Below are 17647 nucleotides of genomic sequence, written 5' to 3'. Positions count from 1 at the left end.
AGAACAGGAATCCCCTCGTCGCTTCATGTCTGTGGCCGGAATGGTAAACGATAAATGATAGTGGGGCGACGAGATTATTCAGGCCGCAACGGACGCGTGAGCAGCGCGTCGATGACCTGGGCGAGCGGCGATGCATCCTCCAGCAGGGCGCATACGGCCTCCACCACGGGCATGTCGACCCCGGCGGAGCGCGCCGCTTCGCGCAGCACGGGCGCGGTGAACGCCCCTTCCGCCACCGTCCGCCGGTTCGCCAGCAATTCGGCGGCCGGACGACCCTCGCCCAGCCCCTTGCCCAGCGAAAAGTTGCGCGAGTTGGTGGAGGAGCATGTCAGCACGAGATCGCCCAGACCTGACAGGCCCGCCAGCGTTTCGGCCCGCGCGCCACGGGCAAGGCCGAAGCGCGTCATTTCGGCAAAGCCCCGGCTGATGAGCGAGGCGCGGGCGTTGAGGCCGAGGCCCGCCCCGTCCGCCACGCCGCATGCGATGGCAAGCACATTCTTGACCGCGCCGCCAATCTCCGCCCCCACAACGTCGTCGGAGATGTAAGGGCGGAAGGCGGGCCGGGCGATCCGGGCGGCGATGCGCGCGGCAAGATCGGCGTCGGCGCAGGCGAGCGTGATCGCGGTGGGCAGGCCCTTTGCGACTTCATGCGCGAAGGTCGGGCCGGACAGGACGGCGATGGGTGACGCGCCCTGCGCCTGCTGCGCCACTTCCGACATTAAGAGGCCCGTGCCCGCCTCTATCCCCTTGGAGCAGAGGATCAGCGGCACGCCCGCCGGAGCGCTGCCCGCGACGCCGCGCAGATGCTGGGCCGGGCTGACGATCAGCAGCATGTCGCGATCGGCTATGTCCGCCATGTCGCCGCTGGCGCGCACAGAAGGATTGAGCGTCACGCCAGGAAGATAGAGCGGATTGACCCGGTCGCGATTGATCGCCTCCACCACTTCGGGTTCGAGCGCCCAGAGCCGGACATCCTGCCCATCCGCGGACAATGTCTGCGCAAGGGCGGTGCCCCATGCCCCCGCGCCGATGACTCCTGCCTTCATGCCTTCACCCCCGCCCCACGCGCCTTTTCCGCCGCCGGGTCCAGCGGCCAGCGCGGCCGGGCCGGAACCGTCAGATCATCGACCAGACCCGCAGCATAGCGTTCCGCACCGGCCCAGGCGATCATCGCCGCATTGTCGGTGCACAACCAGAGCGGCGGCGCGACGAAGGGCAGGCCATGCTGACTGGCAAGCGATTCGAGCGCCGCGCGGATCGACTGGTTCGCGGCGACCCCGCCAGCGACGACCAGCGCGGTGACGTGCCCATGGCTTGCAAGCTGCCGTCCGGTGCGGTCGACCAGGCAATCGATCACCGCCTGCTGGAAGCTGGCGGCGATATCTTCGGTCGAATAACGGCCCGATTGCGCCGCGCGCATCACCGCGCTTTTAAGCCCCGCGAAGGAAAAATGCGGTTCGGCCGTGCCCACCAGCGGGCGCGGCAACGGCACCGCGCTGGGATCGCCCCCGGCAGCGGCCTTTTCCACCGCCGGGCCGCCGGGATAGCCAAGGCCCAGCAGCTTCGCGGTCTTGTCGAACGCCTCGCCCGACGCATCGTCGATGGTGGTGGCGAGCCGGGCATAGTCGCCGGGGCCGCGCACGAGAAGCAGCTGGCAATGGCCGCCCGACACCAAGAGGAGCAGATAGGGGAATTGCAGCGAGGGATCGGCAAGCCGTGGGGAAAGGGCATGCCCTTCCAGATGGTTGACAGCGACCAGCGGCTTGCCCGCCGCATGGGCCAGCGCCTTGCCGGTGACAAGCCCCACCATGACGCCGCCGATCAAGCCCGGTCCCGCCGTCGCCGCGATCACGTCCACCTGATCTAAAGTCATGTCCGCATCGGCCAGCACCGCCTCCACCAGCGGGCTCAAAGCCTCCACATGGGCGCGGGCGGCGATTTCCGGCACGACGCCGCCATAGGGGCGATGCGCCTCTTCCTGCGTGGCGAGGCGATGGGCCAATATCCTGCCGTCCGCCGTAACCAGCGCTGCCGCAGTTTCGTCGCAGCTTGATTCCAGGCCCAGGATGATCGTCATTGCTGCTTCCATCTAATGCCCGCGGTCATTAGAGCAAGCGGGATATGACGCTGCCTTCATCCCTTCCCGGCCGCCCCCTTCGCCTCGGCACCAGAGGCTCCCCGCTCGCGCTGGCGCAGGCCAGGATGACGGCGGAGGCGCTGTGCGCCCGGCATGGATGGGAAAGCGCCATGATCGAAACGGTGGTGGTGCAGACGAGCGGCGACCGCATTCAGGACCGCGCACTCGCCGAAATCGGCGGCAAGGCGCTGTGGACCAAGGAACTGGACCGTGCACTGCTGGCGGGGGAGATCGACTTCGCCGTCCATTCGATGAAGGATGTGGAGACGCTGCGCCCCGATGCCATCCGCATCGCCGCCATGCTGCCCCGCGCCGACGTGCGCGACCGGCTGGTGGGCGTGGACAGCTTTGCCGCGCTGCCGGAGCGGCCGGTGGTGGGCAGCAGTTCGCCGCGCCGCGCGGCGCAGGTCAAGCGCCTGCGGCCGGATGCGGAGGTAATTCTGTTCCGGGGCAATGTCGCCACCCGCCTTGCCAAGCTGGCGGCGGGGGAAGCGCATGCGACCTTGCTGGCGGCGGCTGGGCTGGACCGGCTGGGGCAGCATGATGTGGGCACGGCCATTCCCCTTGACGTCATGCTGCCCGCGCCATCCCAGGGCGCTGTCGGCATCGAAACATTGAGCGATAATGGGGAGATGCTGGCGCTGCTGGCCGCGATCAGCGACGCGGATACCTATGATTGCGTCATGGCCGAACGTGCGGTGCTGAAAGGCCTGAGCGGCACCTGCCACTCCCCGATCGCGGCGCTCGCGCAACTGGACGGCGGAGCCATCGTCCTGCGTGCCGAGATATTGAGCCCCGATGGCCAGGAGGTGGTGCGCGAGGAGCGCGTCATCGCGCGCGGCGCATCGGCGGAGGCGGAAGATCTTGGGCGATCGCTGCTGGAGCGCGCCAGCCCGGAGCTTCGCGCCCTGTTCGAAGCGTGACGCGGGTCATCATCCTGCGGCCCGAACCCGGCGCGGGGGAGACCGCCGCGCGGGCGGCGCGGCTGGGGCTGGACTATCGCCTGTGCCCGCTGTTCGAAGCCAGGCCCGTGCCGTGGACGCCGCCGCCGCCGGAACAGTTCGACGCGCTGCTGCTGACCAGCGCGCAGGGGGCGCGGCTGGCAGGGCCGCAACTGGCCGCCTATCGCGCCTTACCCGCCTATGCGGTGGGCGGGGCGACGGCGCGGGCGTTGCAGGCGCAGGGATTTGAAGAGGTGGTTCCGGGCGATCAGGACGGCAACGCCATCGCGGCCCGCATCGCGGCGGACGGACACCGCCGGGTGCTGCATCTGGGCGGGCGCACCGTGGCTTCGATCGCGCAAGGCCCGCTCTCCATCCAGCGGACGGTCATCTATGAGATGGTCAGCCGCGCAGGGACCGAACTGACGGGGTTGCTGCAACCCGGCGCGGTGCTGCTGATCCATTCGCCGCGCGCGGGGGAGAAGGCCGCGATGCTCGTCCCCCCGCATGAGCGCGCGCAGTTGCACATCGTCGCCATCAGCCCCGCCGCGATCGCCATGTGCGGGAATGGCTGGGCGAGCGCGCAGGCCCCCGATTTCCCGGATGATGAGAGGATGCTGGCCCTGGCCGCCCAATTGTGCGAATGATCCCGCCCGATGGAAGATAGTCTTTCGATGAGCGACGAGGGCGCTGGGGCGAACGCCACGATTCCGCCGCCGCCCCCCGCCAAACGGCGCGGGCCGTGGCTAGTGCTGGCCCTGGCGCTGCTGGCCTTCATCGCCGGTATCGTGATCACCCTGTTTGCCCTGCCCTATTTTCAGGGCCGCTGGGGCAGCGGCGCGCGGCAGACGGCCGTTGCGCCGGACCCTTATCTGCGCGGCATGGCTGCGCCGGGCGCGCCCATGCGCCCCCTGTCGAACGACGCGGCGCAGATGCTGGACGGGCGCGTGGTGCAACTGGAACAGCGGCTCAATCGCATCACGGTGGAGGCGCAGGCCGCGTCCAGCAACGCCGCGCGCGCGGAGGGGCTGCTGGTCGCCTTCGCCGCCCGGCGCGCGCTGGATAGCGGGACGCCGCTTGGCTATATCGAGGGGCAGTTGCGGCTTCGCTTCGGCCAGGCACAGCCGCGCGCCGTCGCCACCATCATCAATGCCGCGCGCGAGCCAGTGACGCTGGGCGACCTGCGCGGCGGCCTTGCGGGCATTGCCGACCGGCTGACGACGCCCGGTCCGAATACGAGCTGGTGGGAAGCATTGGAGCATGAGGCGCGCGAGTTGATCACCATCCGGCGCGCGTCCACGCCCTCGCCCCGCCCGCAGGCCGCGATAGACCGGGCCATCCGCTTCATGGATGCGGGCCGCGTCGCCCCGGCCCTGGCCGAAGTGGAGCAACTGCCCGGCCGCGCCGCCGCCGACCGCTGGATGCAGCTCGCCCGCCGCTATCTGGAGGCCCGCCGCGCGCTCGACCTGATCGAAACGGCGGCAATATTGGAACCGCGCCAGTTGCGGGCCGTTGATGGAGAGCCGGTCGCGCAGACATCCCCGCTCGCGCCCTGACCGCTGTCATAATCGGCGAACCGTTTGCCAAAGGGGTGAAACCTCTGGACGCGCGGTGCATTTGTCATGAGAATGTCATCTTTCGCCATCGTGCTGGAGGATTATCGTCTCGTGCCGCCTTATGCCGACGCCATTGCGAGTTTCTGGAAAGGGCGTTTCGCTGGCGGGCCTCCTGCGGCGGAGCGGCCGCCGCTCCAGCATTTGCTGGGCAATGCGTCCATGCCGTTCGACCTGGCGCGCACCAAGGCGCAGGCCGCGTCACTCGCCGCCACGATAAAGGGGGACGGGCGGCAATTATTGCTGCTGCCCGGCCTGCTGGCGTCGGAGCACAGGATGGAGCCGCTGCGCGCCATATTGGAGGCAGCCGGATTCGAAGCGCATGGCTGGGGCATGGGCCGCAATTTCGGGCCGCGCGTCGACAGCCTGCACCAGATCGACCGCCGCGTGGACCAGATACGGCGCAGCAATGGCGAGCCGGTGACGCTGATCGGGTGGAGCCTGGGCGGCCTGTTCGCGCGGGAATATGCCAAGTTCGCGCGCGGCAAGGTGGGCGGCGTCGTCACCATGGGCACGCCCTTTTCCGGCGACCCGCGCGCCAATCACGCCTGGCGGATCTATCAGCTGGTGTCGGGCTTTCCGGTCGACCGGCCTCCCTTCACCTGCCGCAGGGAAGAAAAGCCGGAGGTGCCCACGGTCGCGCTCTGGTCGCGCCGCGACGGGGTGATCCTGCCCGAATGCGCCAGGGGGCGGGCAGGCGAGCGGGATCATGCGATCGAGGTGGACTGCACCCATATGGGCTTTGCCGTCGCCCCCGAAGGCATATTGGCGGTGGGCCGCGCGCTGGAAACTATGCGCGGCTGAGCCGCCGCACCGCTTCTTCCCGGCCGATCAGCGGCAATAGCTGGCCCATGTCCGGGCCGTGATCGAGACCCGTGAGCGCCCGCCGCAACGGCAGGAACAGCGCCTTGCCCTTGCGGCCAGTCTCCGCCTTCAATCGATCCGTCAGCCTGCGCCAGATGTCCGCGTCGAAACTCAGCTCCGCAAGGATGGTGGAGGCGAGGTGTAGAAAATCGCCATCCTCCGGCGCGGGCGCGGGCGCCTCGACGGGTCCGGTGACGATGCGCCACCAGTCGCCCGCCTGATCCACCCTTTCCAGATTGGGGCGGATCGCGTCCCATGCGGCGGCGTCCATTCCGGCGGGAAGCCTGTCCGCCACCGCAGCATAAGGCAGCATGTGGACGATCTTCTGGTTGAGATGGGCAAGCTCGCCCTCATCGAAGCGCGCGGGGGCGCGGCCGAAATGGGCGAAATCGAAGCTGTCGATAAGCGGCTGGGGATCGGTGAAGGGCTCGATCGCCATGCTGCTGCCCAGCCGCGCCAGCATCGACACGAGCGCCATGGGCTCAAGGCCGATCTCGCGGAAATGCGCGACGCCCAGCGACCCCAGCCGCTTGGACAGCTTGCCCTCGCTTCCGGTCAGCAGGGCCTCATGCGCGAAATGCGGCAGGGGCGCGCCCAGCGCGGCGAACATCTGGATCTGCGCCGCCGTGTTGGTGACATGATCCTCTCCGCGCAGCACATGGGTGACGCCCATGCCGCTATCGTCGATCACCGAGGGCAGCATGTAGAGCCAGCTGCCATCCGCGCGGCGGATAACGGGATCGGACAGCAGCCTGGGGTCGAAGCGCTGCTCGCCGCGAATAAGGTCGGTCCAGACGATCGGCTGGTCATGATCAAGCCGGAAGCGCCAGTGCGGCCGGCGCCCCTCTGCCTCATAGGCGGCGATCTGGTCAGCGGTCAGCGCCAGCGCGGCACGATCATAAACGGGAGGAAGGCCGCGCCCCAGCAGTATCTTGCGGCGCAGTTCCAGTTCCTGGCTGGTTTCATAGGCGGGGTAGACGTGACCCGATGCCTTCAGCGCTTCGAAGCGCTCCTCGTAGAGGGCGAAGCGGCCGGACTGGCGCTCCTCCCCATCCCAGTCGAGCCCGAGCCAGCGCAGGTCGGCGCGGATCGCATCGGCATATTCGGGGCGCGAGCGCTCCTGATCCGTGTCGTCCAGCCGCAGGAGGAAGCGGCCGCCGCTTTTCCTGGCCCACAGCCAGTTGTGGAGCGCGGCGCGGATGTTGCCGACATGGAGGTGCCCGGTCGGCGAAGGGGCGAAACGGGTGGTGACGGTCATGGGCTTACAGCGTCCGGAAGGCGTTGGTGATCGGATAGCGGCGGTCGCGCCCGAAATTGCGGATGCCGAGCTTCACTCCAGGGGGCGACTGGCGGCGCTTATATTCCGCGACATAGAGCAGCCGTTCGATGCGCGCGACCATGTCACGCTCGAAGCCGCGGGCCACGAGTTGCTCGACGGACAGTTCCTCCTCCACCAGGCCGTAGAGGATGGGGTCGAGCAACTCATAGGGCGGCAAGCTGTCCTCATCCTTCTGATCTTCGCGCAGTTCGGCGCTGGGCGGCTTGGTGATCACCCGGTCGGGCATCACCGGGCCAGCGGGTCCCTTGCCCAGCGAGGGCATGTGCGCATTGCGCCAGCGGCTGAGGTCGAACACGGTGGTCTTGTAGGCGTCCTTTAGCACCGAATATCCTCCCGCCATGTCGCCATAGATGGTGGCATAGCCCACCGACATCTCGCTCTTGTTGCCGGTGGTCAGCAGCATATGGCCGAACTTGTTGGAGAGGCCCATCAGCAGCACGCCGCGAATGCGCGACTGGATATTCTCCTCGCTGAGGTCGCGCTGCCGCCCGGCGAAGACGTCCCCCAGCATGGCGTCGAACGCGTCCACGCCCGGTTCGATCGGGATGACGTCATAGCGGGCGCCCAGCAGCCGGGCGCATTCGACGGCGTCGTCCAGGCTGTCCTGGCTGGTAAAGCGCGACGGCATCATCACGCACCAAACCCGGTCCGGCCCCAGCGCATCGACCGCGACGGCGGCGGACAGCGCCGAATCGATGCCGCCAGAGAGGCCCAGCACCACGCCGGGGAAGCGATTGCGGTCCACATAGTCGCGCAAGGCGATGACCATGGCGTTGTAGATGTCGGCGGGCCGCTCATCCAGACTGTGGCGCTCGCCCGGAAGGCACAGCCACTGGCCGTCCCATTTCTCCCATTCCGTCAGCACCAGCGCCTCTTCCCAATCGGGAAGCTGGTGGGCGATGGAAAGGTCCGCGCCCATGACGAAGGACGCGCCGTCGAAGGCCAGTTCGTCCTGGCCACCGACGCGGTTGACGTAGATCAGCGGCAGGCCGGTTTCCCGCACGCGCGTGCCCGCGACGGCGTTGATACGGCGGTCGTCCTTGTCCACTTCGAACGGGCTGCCATTGGGACTGATCAGCAATTCCGCCCCTTCGGCCCGCAGATGGGCGGTGACGAAGGGAAACCAGATATCCTCACAGATGGGCACGCCGATCTTCACGCCGCGAAAGTCGATCGGCGCGGGCAGCGGACCGGGCGCGAACAGCCGCTTTTCATCGAACGTCCCATAATTGGGCAGCTCGCGCTTCTGCCGGATCGCCGTGACCGCGCCATTTTCCAGCAGAGCGACGACGTTGAACAGCACGCCCTGCGACGCGACGACCGTGCCCACCAGCATGGCGGGGCCGCCATCGGCCGTCGCCTGCGCCAGCCGGTCAAGCTCCCGATTGGCCCTGTCGACCAGAGCGGGCTTGAGCACCAGATCCTCAGGGGGATAGCCGATCAACTGCAATTCGGGGAAAATGATGAGGTCGGCGCCCGCCGCCCGTTCGCGCCATTGCAGCATCGCATCGGCATTGGCGGCAAGATCGCCCACGGACTGCGTGGTCTGGGCCAGGGCGATCACAAGTTTGTCGGTCATGGGCGAGCGCCCTAGTGCATTTTGCCCCAAGGCGCAAAAGCGCCTTTCCAGCCGCCGCAACCACCGCTAAAGGGGCCGCGTTTCAAGCAGCGTCATCAATTCGTCACGGGGGTCAAGGCCATGAAACTCATGACCGGCAATTCCAACAAGCCGCTCGCGGCCGCCATTGCCGACTATATCGAGATCCCCCTGACCGACGCGAGCGTCCGCCGCTTCGCCGACGAGGAAGTTTTCGTGGAAATCCACGAAAATGTGCGCGGCGAAGACGTGTTCGTGATCCAGTCGACCAGCTATCCCACCAACGACAATCTGATGGAATTGCTGATCATGATCGATGCGCTCAAGCGCGCGTCGGCCAAGCGAATCACGGCGGTCGTCCCCTATTTCGGCTATGCCCGGCAGGACCGGAAGCCCGGCCCCCGCACCCCGATTTCCGCAAAGCTCGTCGCGAACCTCATCACCACGGCGGGCGCGAACCGCGTCCTTTCTGTCGATCTGCATGCCGGGCAGATCCAGGGTTTTTTCGATATTCCGACTGACAATCTGTTCGGCGCGCCGGTGATGTCGGCCGATATCCAGGCGCGCTTTGGCGACCGCAACCTGATGGTCGTGTCGCCCGATGTCGGCGGCGTGGTGCGCGCTCGCGCCCTTGCCAAGCGGCTGGACAACGCCCCCCTCGCCATCGTCGACAAGCGGCGCGAGCGCGCGGGCGAGTCGGAAGTGATGAACATCATCGGCGACGTAAAGGGCCGTTTCTGCGTGCTGATCGACGACATCGTCGATTCGGCGGGGACGCTGTGCAACGCGGCTGGCGCATTGAAGGCTGCGGGCGCCGAGGATGTGGTCGCCTATGTCAGCCATGGCGTGCTGTCGGGCGGCGCGGTGGCGCGCGTCGAAGCGTCGGAACTCAAGGAACTGGTGATCACCGATTCGATCCAGGGGACTGACGCCGTGTGCACCGCCAAGAGCATCCGCCACCTGCCGATCGCGCCCCTGCTGGGCGAAGCGATCAAGCGCATCGCGGATGAGAGTTCGGTTTCCAGCCTGTTCGACTGAAGGGAGAGCAGGCTGGCGGACGATCCGGGGGATCGTCCGGCCGAACTCTTTCGGTTTCCAGCCTGTTCGACTGATCAGGAAGTTGCGCCGCGCGACTTTGCGGTGGGTGGATGCTGGAGTGAGTTGATACCGGCCCTAAGCGGCGGGCAGCAGGATCAGCGGCAAGCAGAAGCACAGGATCAGTCCGGTGACGATCCGCTGCTTGCGCGAAATGCCCAAGGGCTTTTCCTGCCAGACCATCGGGCAGGCCAGCAGCGCCAGCAGGAGGAGGATGTTCGACAGGCTGGCCGATCCGCCCACCGGCATGTCCTGCCGCAGCGCCAGCGCGCCCAGCAGCGCGGCAAACGCGAATGTCCAGCCGATCAGCGCCACGTAGAAACTCCCTCTTCGCCGCCCATGTCTAGCGAAGGGGCGTTGCCGAAGGCTTAAGCCGGTCCGGCCCAGGGATCGTAGCTGCCAAAACTCCAGAGATTGCCTTCGGGGTCGAGCGCTTCATAACCGCGCCCCGGATAGCCCGCATTGTCATGCGGTTCCGACACGATCACCGCGCCTTCATTGCGGGCGTGGAGGCAATGGGCGTCGGCATCGGGCACGACGACATAGATGCAACTGGTGACGCCGCCCAGGTTGCGCGCTGTCGTCCAGTTATAGAGGGACTCGGCCTCTCCATCCCGCGCGCTGCCCAGCATGATCATGCCTTCGCCCAGCACCAGTTCGGCATGGTGGATAATGGCCGGATCATGCTCATCTTCGTAGGAAGCGCGCACTTCAAAGCCGAAAGCGGCACACAGAAAGGCAATGGCGGCGGGCGCATCAGCATAGCGCAGGCCGGGGATGACGGGTGAGCCGGGCATGCTTCTCTCCTTCATCGTCGCGGGCCACAGCCTAGCGCGCGCGGCGCTTTGCCGCTAGGGCCAAGAGCCATGACCACCCGCGATGACCTGGCCCTCGCCAACCGCCTTGCCGACGCCGCAGCAACGGCGATCCGCCCCTTCTTCCGCGCGCGCTATGACATGGAATTCAAGTCCGACCAGTCGCCGGTGACGGAAGCGGACAAGGCGGCCGAAGCCGCGATTCGCGCGATATTGGAAAAGGAGCGGCCGCAGGACGGCATCATCGGCGAGGAATATGGCGCGACGCGGGACGATGCGGAGCGGGTGTGGATACTCGATCCGATCGATGGCACACGCAGCTTCATCGCCGGGCGGCCCATCTTTGGCACGCTGATCGCGCTGACGCAGGCGGGCTGGCCGACCATCGGCATCATCGACCAGCCGATCGCCAGGGAGCGCTGGGCCGGAATGGCGGGCCAGGCGGCGACCTTTAACGGGCAGCCGGTCAGGACCCGCGCCTGCCGGTCGCTGGAAGACGCGATCGTCGCCAGCACCGGCCCCCAATATTTCCCCGGGTGCACGGGGGAGCATTTTTCCCGGCTCGCGGGCCAGTGCCGCGACACGGTGTGGGGCGGCGACTGCTATAATTACGGGCTGGTGGCGTCAGGCCATGTCGACATCGTCGTCGAAGCGGGGCTGAAACTGCACGACATCGCCGCGCTCGTGCCGGTGGTGGAAGGTGCTGGCGGGCGGATGTGCGACTGGGCGGGCGATCCGGTCACGATGGAAAGCGACGGCCGCGTCATCGCGATCGGCGATCCGGCCCGGCTGGATGACGTACTCGAAGCGCTGGCGGAGGGGCATCACCAGCATTGAGCCAGCATTGAGAAAGTCTGGATAAGCGCCCGCACTAGAAAATTCCCAGAAACTTCTTCTTCTGCTCCTTGCGTTCCTTGCCGCTGCCCTTGCCCTCTTCATCCTTGGCAGTGGTGCCGCGTCCCACATCGTCGCGGGGCTCGCCGCCCTTGGTCCGCTGCGCCGCCGCTGTCGCTCCGGCCAGCACCGGCCCGCACGCCGCGCTCTTGGCGTCGCCCACATCGACAAAGGCCAGCACCGATGCAAGCGGCGTCGCGGCGATGCCAAGGGCTGCGGCCGCTCCACCGCGCGCCATCAGTTCGGGGCTGATGACGTCGATGCCGGGCTTGGCGAAATAGCCGTTGATGCCGACAGGGGACTGGCCGGAAAAGAGGCTGAACTTCTTGCCGTCGGCGCGGAAGGCAAGGTCGAGGCTTTCGTTGCGGAAGGAAAAGCCGCCCCGGCCGAGCATCACATTCTTCTTCGTGTCGATGATGATCGGGTCGGCCGCGGCGATGCCGTTGCGCACGGTGAAGGCGATGAGGCCGCAATTGATCTGGACCGGCTCCTTCAGCTTCTTTTCGAACATCTTAGTGATGAAGGTGCCGATATCCAGTTCCGATAGCTGAACGTTGCGTGCCCACATGGTCCCGGCAGGCAGGATCACGGCGATGCGGCCGTTGGAGGTGCCAAGCGATTCATGGACGGTGTCGCCCAGCCCCGTCATCTGCACCCGCGCCTTGATGGTTCCGGTCGTGCCCGATTCCTCCACGCCCCAGCGGCCGAGCAGCTTCCCCATCGGGGTGGGCGACAGGCGTATGTCATAGCTGGTGCGCACGGGCGTCCCCCGCGCGTTGATCTCTATGTCGGAACTGACATGCCCGCCCGACATATCGAAGGTCAGCGGCGACAGGGTGAGCAGGCTGCGTTGCAGTGCCAAAGTGAGGCTGACATTGGAAATGGGGACGTTGGGCGCGCGGATGCGCCGGACGTCATAGCGCACATCCGCATCGAAATTGCGCAGCGCCTCTACACGGAGCGGCGCGTCCGGCAGCACGCGCGGCGCGCCGCCCACCGTCTGGATCGCGCCTGCCTTGCCCTGCGCTTCCAGCCTTTGCGGATCATAGCCGATGAAGGGGCCCACATCGATGATGTCGAGCGTCTGTGTGGTGAGGTTCGCCCGCAGCAGCAATCGATTGCCAGGCAGGGACACGGTCATGCGCCCGGCAAGGTCGCTGTCGCCGAAACGGCCCTTGAGGTGCGTGAAGCGCCATTCCTCATCCTGCTTCGTCAGCGCCGATGTGAAGCGATAAGCGCGTGTTTCGGGAATGGCGACGCCTAGAAAGTCGAACAGCAGCGCCAGATTGGGTCCATAGGCGGTGAGCCGCAGGTCCGCGCCCTCGATCTGGGTGGCGCCGGGCAGCGTGCCGCTAACTTCAAGATTTGTCGCGCCCGATCGGGCATGGAGCACCAGGCTGTTCTTGCCGCCGGTCACCGTTTCGTCGGGCGAGAGCAGGCCGCCGCGCAGGGTGAAGGGCCGCGACCGCATCGATCCGTCGCCCTGGAAGCGAATGTCGCTGGCGAAGCGCGTGTCCTGCGCCTTCACCGTGTCGAACCGGATGTCCGTGCTCAACTGCATGCGCGGATCCCGATAGCGCAGCGTGGTGCCCGCCAGCATCGCCCGCTGGATCAGCGGAAGGTTGAGCGGCTCGCCCTTCTTGTTGGGATCGCCGAAGGTCCAGCTATTGCTTTTTCCGTCGCGCGACCATTCCAGATCGGTCGCGGCGTTGCGCAGTTCCAGCCAGCGGATGCGATATTTGTCGCCGAAGATAAGGCTGAGCGGCGCGATGCGCATGTCGATAAGGTCAGCGCGGAAGAATTCCGGGCGGCTGGCCCAGGGCGTGTTGGCGACGCGCATCCCTTCGGCCAGGAACTTGATGGTGATGGGTGCGAAATAGAGCTGGAAATCGCCATCCACCCCAACCGGCCGCTCCAGCCTGCTACTGAGGAAGCGTTCAAACGGATGCTTGAGGAAGCGGCCCTTGGTGATGAAGAGGATCAGCCAGAGGGCGAACAGGACGCCCGCGATCCACAGCAATATGCGCACCGGCAGCGGCAGCTTGCGCCAGCGTTCGCGCGTCTGCGACCAGTAATGATGCACGCCGCCTGCGCGCGAAGGAACTTCGCTCGCCGGGGGAGCCGGACGAAGGGGATCGGCATCGGCCATGCCGCGAACAACGCCGGTCATCCCCTTTGGCTCCCGAATCACCTTGCTTTCCGGCGGCTGGGTGACTATGCGCGCCCCTTCGCGATATTTGGAAGGACCGCCCGGCTAACGAGGGCTGCCGTGGCTGTCCGTAATCGTCGCGCTGTAAAAGGAGACGAAAATGCCCAAGCTCAAGACCAAGAGCGGTGTGAAGAAGCGCTTCAAGTTCACCGCTTCCGGCAAGGTCAAGCACGGCGTCGCTGGCAAGCGTCACCGCCTGATCAGCCACAATGCGAAGTATATCCGTCAGAATCGCGGCACTTCGGTCATGTCCGACGCCGACGTCGCTCACGTGCGCCTCTGGGCGCCCTACGGCCTGAAGTAAGGAGTAGAGGCACATGGCACGCGTAAAACGTGGTACGACCACCAAGGCGAAGCATAAGAGGATTCTAGATCAGGCGAAGGGCTATTATGGCCGTCGCAAGAATACGATCCGTATCGCCCGCCAGGCGGTCGAAAAGGCTGGCCAGTATGCTTATCGCGATCGCAAGGTCAAGAAGCGGACCTTCCGTGGCCTGTGGATTCAGCGCATCAACGCTGGCGTCCGCGCCGAGGGCCTGACCTATTCGCAGTTCATGCACGGCCTGAAGCTGGCTGGCGTGGAATTGGACCGCAAGGTCCTGGCCGACATTGCGATGCACGAAGGCGAGGCGTTTAGCGCCATCATCGCCCAGGCAAAGGCTGCGCTGCCCGCGGCCTGAGCCGGATCGATCGCAAGATCGTCCAAAGGGGCGCCGGGGCAGATGCTTCCGGCGCCCTTTTTGTTTTCCATCACCGTTCGTTTCGAGCGCAGTCGAGAAACGTGCCGGATGCGCCAGCCGCTTCTCGACCTCCCTCGAAGCGAACGTAGGTGGTGGCTATCATTTACCAGGACACACCCATGTCACTCCATCTCTGGTGGCTCTACGTCACGGCGGTTTTCCTGATCTCGGCCACGCCGGGGCCCAATATGCTGCATGTGATGAGCCAGAGCATCGCGCATGGGCCGCGCAGGACGCTAGCGGCCATGGCGGGGTTGATGAGCGCGGTGCTGCTGTGCCTGACGGCGTCGGCTCTGGGCCTTGGAGCGTTGCTGAAAACTTCGCCGCTGCTGTTCGATGTGCTGCGCTATGCGGGCGTCGCTTACCTCATCTGGCTGGGCGTGAAAGCCTGGCGGGCACAGGTTACTACCGGAGAGGAAGGGATCAGCCCGCGCCCGGTGCCAGCGCGCGCACTGTACGGCACCGCGCTGCTGACGGGGCTTTCCAACCCCAAGCTCATCATCTTCGCCGCCGCGCTGTTCCCGCAATTCATCGATACCGCCCGCCCCTTCGGCATGCAGCTTGCCATACTGATCGCCAGTTTCGTGGCGATCGAGAGCTTCTGGTACGGCGCCTATGCGCTGGGCGGCATGAAGCTCAGGCGCTGGCTGGAACCGGCCAACCGGCAGCGGCTGTTCAACCGCGCGACCGGCCTGCTGTTCATAGGCTTTGGCGGCGCGCTGCTGGGGGCGCGGGCCTGACCCTTTCCTTGGGCTGCGCGCCCCGCTAAGGCGCAGCCAGACTTTCCGCCGTCCGGGACCGACGAAGCATATGAGTGAAATTGCCAATCTGAAAGCCGGCCTGATCGCCGATATCGCCGCCGCCGACACGCTGGACGCGCTGGAAGCCTTGCGCGTCGGCGCGATGGGCAAGAATGGCGTCGTGACCGGCCTGCTCAAGACGCTGGGGCCGATGAGCCCGGAGGAGCGGCTTGAAAAGGGTCCGCCGATCCAGGACCTGCGGGAAAGCGTCACGGCCGCGCTGGCGGAAAGGAAAGCGGCGCTGGAGCAGGCCGCGCTCGACGCCAGGCTGGCATCCGAAAAGATCGACATGACCCTGCCTGCCGACATCGGTCCGCAGGGGTCGGTGCATCCAGTGAGCCAGGTGATGGACGAGTTGGCGGAAATTTTCGCGGACCTTGGCTTTTCCGTCGCGACCGGGCCGGAGATCGAGGACGACTGGCATAATTTCACCGCGCTCAACATTCCGGAGACGCATCCGGCGCGGGCGATGCACGACACTTTCTATTTCCCCGGCAGTGAAGACGGGAAAAAGATGCTGCTGCGCACCCACACCTCGCCGGTGCAGATCCGCACGATGATGAATGGAGAGCCGCCGATCCGCATCATCGCGCCGGGGCGGGTCTACCGGTCGGACAGCGACGCGACGCACACGCCGATGTTCCATCAGATCGAGGGGCTGGTGATCGACAAGGGCATCACCCTTGGGCACCTCAAATGGACGCTGGAGACCTTCCTCAAGGCGTTTTTCGAGCGGGACGACATCGTGCTGCGGTTGCGGCCGAGCTACTTCCCCTTCACCGAGCCGTCAGTGGAGGTCGATGTGGGCTATACGCTGACCAATGGGCAGCGGGTGATCGGGGGCGATGGCGACAGCCCAGGCGGCGGCTGGCTGGAAGTGCTGGGCAGCGGCATGGTCAACCGCCGGGTGATCGAGGCGTGCGGGCTCGACCCGGACGAGTGGCAGGGCTTTGCCTTCGGTACGGGCGTCGACCGCCTTGCGATGCTGAAATATGGGATGAACGACTTGCGCGCTTTCTTCGACGGCGATCTGCGCTGGCTGAAACATTATGGCTTTTCGGCGCTGGATGTCCCCACGCTGAGCGGAGGAGTGGGCGCATGAAGTTCACGCTGAGTTGGCTCAAGACGCATCTCAACACCGATGCCGGCCTGCCGGAGATCCTGAAAGCGCTGACCAACATCGGCCTTGAGGTCGAAGGGGTGGAGAATCCGGCGGAGAAGCTGGGTGATTTCCGCATCGCCAGGGTGCTGACGGCGGAGCGCCATCCGCAGGCGGACAAGTTGCAGGTGCTGACGGTGGACGCCGGTGAGGGCGCGCTTCAGGTCGTGTGCGGCGCGCCCAATGCGCGCGCTGGCCTTGTCGGCGTGTTCGGCCGTGAGGGCGCGGTGGTGCCGGTCAATGGCATGGTGCTCAAGAAGGCCGCCATTCGCGGGGTCGAATCCAACGGCATGATGTGTTCGGCCCGCGAACTGGAACTGGGCGAGGACCATGACGGCATCATCGAACTGAGCCCGGAAGCGCCGGTTGGGCAGGTCTATGCGCAATGGGCCGGGCTGGACGATCCGGTCATCGACGTGTCGATCACGCCCAACCGGCAGGATTGCATGGGTGTGCGCGGCATTGCGCGCGATCTGGCGGCGGCGGGGCTGGGGACGCTGAACGCCATCGTCATTCCCACCGTCGAAGGAAGCGGCCCCGGCCCGGATGTGCGGGTCGAGGATGCGGACGGGTGCCCCGCCTTCTTCGCGCGGACGGTGCGCGGGGTCGCAAACGGCCAGTCGCCCGAATGGATGGCGAAGCGGTTGAAGGCGATCGGGCAGAAGCCGATCAGCACGCTGGTCGACATCACCAACTATCTGATGATCGATCTGGGCCGGCCGCTCCACGTCTATGACATGGCCACGTTGAAAGGCCCGCTGACGGCACGCCCGGGCAAGGCGGGCGAAGAGGTGCTGGCGCTCAATGGCAAGACCTATACGGTCGATGAGACGATGACGGTCATCGCCGATGATGTCGCGGTGCACGATATTGGCGGCATCATGGGCGGCGAGCATTCGGGCGCGCAGGACAGCACGACCGACGTGCTGATCGAATGCGCCTATTTCACCCCGGAGCGGATCGCGGTGACGGGGCAGAAGCTGGGGCTCACCTCCGACGCGCGCGGGCGGTTCGAGCGAGGCGTTGACCCGGCTTTCCTGGACGATGGCTTGTCGATCGCGACCGATCTGGTGGTGAAGCTGTGCGGCGGCACGCCGAGCGAGGCGACGCGCGCGGGTGAGCCGCCGGTTGCGGCCAAAACGGTGACCTATGATCCGGCGCAATGCCTGACTCTGGCGGGCGTGGATGTGGCGGAAAGCGAGCAGCGCCATATTCTTGAAAGCCTGGGCTTTGGCGTCCAAGGCAATGACGCAGCCTTCGGCTATGAAGATGGCCTGCCGGTCGCGACTCCCGCCAACTGGACCGTAACCGTGCCAAGCTGGCGGCGTGACGTCGATGGCTGGCCCGATCTGGTCGAGGAAGTGGTGCGGATCGTGGGGCTGGATCAGGTGCCCTCCACGCCCCTGCCCCGCGCCCCCGGCGTGGCGCGGCCGACGGCGACGGC

The 17647-nt window shown here is 66.4% G+C and carries 18 protein-coding genes; 11 read left to right on the top strand and 7 right to left on the bottom strand.

Features of this window, described 5'->3' with window-relative positions; genetic code table 11:
- Positions 1-74: 74 nt before the first annotated feature.
- Positions 75-1046, bottom strand: coding sequence for an NAD(P)H-dependent glycerol-3-phosphate dehydrogenase (locus L288_RS29615; RefSeq protein WP_021237805.1), 972 nt, complete (start codon positions 1044-1046; stop codon positions 75-77).
- On the bottom strand, positions 1043-2077 hold the full coding sequence (gene tsaD, locus L288_RS29610; RefSeq protein WP_021237804.1) for a tRNA (adenosine(37)-N6)-threonylcarbamoyltransferase complex transferase subunit TsaD: 1035 nt from the start codon (positions 2075-2077) through the stop codon (positions 1043-1045). The genes L288_RS29615 and tsaD overlap by 4 nt, the downstream gene beginning before the upstream one ends.
- A gap of 44 nt (positions 2078-2121) precedes the next feature.
- On the opposite strand from tsaD, the gene hemC reads away from it, so the two are divergent.
- The 4 genes from hemC to L288_RS29590 all read left to right on the top strand — a co-directional run bounded on the left by hemC (position 2122) and on the right by L288_RS29590 (position 5495).
- Complete coding sequence (hemC, locus tag L288_RS29605; protein ID WP_021237803.1) at positions 2122-3060, top strand: hydroxymethylbilane synthase; 939 nt, start codon at positions 2122-2124, stop codon at positions 3058-3060.
- Complete coding sequence (locus L288_RS29600) at positions 3057-3725, top strand: uroporphyrinogen-III synthase (RefSeq protein WP_021237802.1); 669 nt, start codon at positions 3057-3059, stop codon at positions 3723-3725. The genes hemC and L288_RS29600 overlap by 4 nt, the downstream gene beginning before the upstream one ends.
- Before the next feature lie 9 nt (positions 3726-3734).
- The gene (locus L288_RS29595) at positions 3735-4634 is read left to right on the top strand and encodes a hypothetical protein (RefSeq protein ID WP_021237801.1); all 900 of its coding nucleotides are present in this window, start codon (positions 3735-3737) and stop codon (positions 4632-4634) included.
- Positions 4635-4745: 111 nt separating this feature from the next.
- Entirely contained in the window at positions 4746-5495 is a 750-nt protein-coding gene (locus L288_RS29590; RefSeq protein ID WP_031304213.1) for an alpha/beta fold hydrolase, read from the top strand.
- On the opposite strand, the gene gltX is transcribed toward L288_RS29590, so the two are convergent.
- Together gltX and L288_RS29580 are read right to left on the bottom strand one after the other, a co-directional pair.
- Positions 5482-6813, bottom strand: coding sequence for a glutamate--tRNA ligase (gene gltX, locus L288_RS29585; protein ID WP_021237799.1), 1332 nt, complete (start codon positions 6811-6813; stop codon positions 5482-5484). The two genes, L288_RS29590 and gltX, sit on opposite strands and share 14 nt — an antisense overlap.
- Before the next feature lie 4 nt (positions 6814-6817).
- Positions 6818-8473: an NAD+ synthase gene (locus L288_RS29580; protein ID WP_021237798.1), complete on the bottom strand. Its 1656-nt coding sequence runs from the start codon at positions 8471-8473 to the stop codon at positions 6818-6820.
- Between the two features lie 120 nt (positions 8474-8593).
- Here L288_RS29580 and L288_RS29575 point away from each other — a divergent pair, with 120 nt between their 5' ends.
- Entirely contained in the window at positions 8594-9529 is a 936-nt protein-coding gene (locus L288_RS29575) for a ribose-phosphate pyrophosphokinase (RefSeq protein ID WP_021237797.1), read from the top strand.
- A 135-nt stretch (positions 9530-9664) separates the two neighbouring features.
- Here the strand turns inward: L288_RS29575 and L288_RS29570 are convergent, their stop codons facing one another.
- Together L288_RS29570 and L288_RS29565 are read right to left on the bottom strand one after the other, a co-directional pair.
- Entirely contained in the window at positions 9665-9901 is a 237-nt protein-coding gene (locus L288_RS29570; RefSeq protein ID WP_021237796.1) for a hypothetical protein, read from the bottom strand.
- Between the two features lie 53 nt (positions 9902-9954).
- On the bottom strand, positions 9955-10383 hold the full coding sequence (locus L288_RS29565) for a VOC family protein (RefSeq protein ID WP_021237795.1): 429 nt from the start codon (positions 10381-10383) through the stop codon (positions 9955-9957).
- A gap of 69 nt (positions 10384-10452) precedes the next feature.
- Here L288_RS29565 and hisN point away from each other — a divergent pair, with 69 nt between their 5' ends.
- Complete coding sequence (gene hisN, locus L288_RS29560; protein ID WP_021237794.1) at positions 10453-11238, top strand: histidinol-phosphatase; 786 nt, start codon at positions 10453-10455, stop codon at positions 11236-11238.
- Between the two features lie 34 nt (positions 11239-11272).
- Here the strand turns inward: hisN and L288_RS29555 are convergent, their stop codons facing one another.
- Positions 11273-13444: an AsmA family protein gene (locus L288_RS29555; RefSeq protein ID WP_031304211.1), complete on the bottom strand. Its 2172-nt coding sequence runs from the start codon at positions 13442-13444 to the stop codon at positions 11273-11275.
- Positions 13445-13604: 160 nt separating this feature from the next.
- Here L288_RS29555 and rpmI point away from each other — a divergent pair, with 160 nt between their 5' ends.
- The 5 genes from rpmI to pheT all read left to right on the top strand — a co-directional run.
- Complete coding sequence (gene rpmI / locus L288_RS29550) at positions 13605-13808, top strand: 50S ribosomal protein L35 (protein ID WP_007689506.1); 204 nt, start codon at positions 13605-13607, stop codon at positions 13806-13808.
- Between the two features lie 13 nt (positions 13809-13821).
- Positions 13822-14184: a 50S ribosomal protein L20 gene (gene rplT, locus L288_RS29545; RefSeq protein ID WP_007689504.1), complete on the top strand. Its 363-nt coding sequence runs from the start codon at positions 13822-13824 to the stop codon at positions 14182-14184.
- A gap of 179 nt (positions 14185-14363) precedes the next feature.
- The gene (locus L288_RS29540) at positions 14364-14984 is read left to right on the top strand and encodes a LysE family translocator (RefSeq protein ID WP_021237792.1); all 621 of its coding nucleotides are present in this window, start codon (positions 14364-14366) and stop codon (positions 14982-14984) included.
- A 70-nt stretch (positions 14985-15054) separates the two neighbouring features.
- Positions 15055-16146: a phenylalanine--tRNA ligase subunit alpha gene (gene pheS, locus L288_RS29535; RefSeq protein WP_021237791.1), complete on the top strand. Its 1092-nt coding sequence runs from the start codon at positions 15055-15057 to the stop codon at positions 16144-16146.
- Positions 16143-17647, top strand: a 1505-nt coding sequence (gene pheT / locus L288_RS29530) for a phenylalanine--tRNA ligase subunit beta (protein WP_021237790.1), incomplete at its 3' end; no start/stop codon positions are given. The genes pheS and pheT, both read left to right, overlap by 4 nt.

Origin of the sequence: Sphingobium quisquiliarum P25 (assembly GCF_000445065.1) — a bacterium.
Taxonomy (GTDB): domain Bacteria; phylum Pseudomonadota; class Alphaproteobacteria; order Sphingomonadales; family Sphingomonadaceae; genus Sphingobium; species Sphingobium quisquiliarum.
The sequence above is the reverse complement of the archived record's forward strand: the minus strand, read 5'-3'. Positions and strand labels throughout refer to the sequence as shown.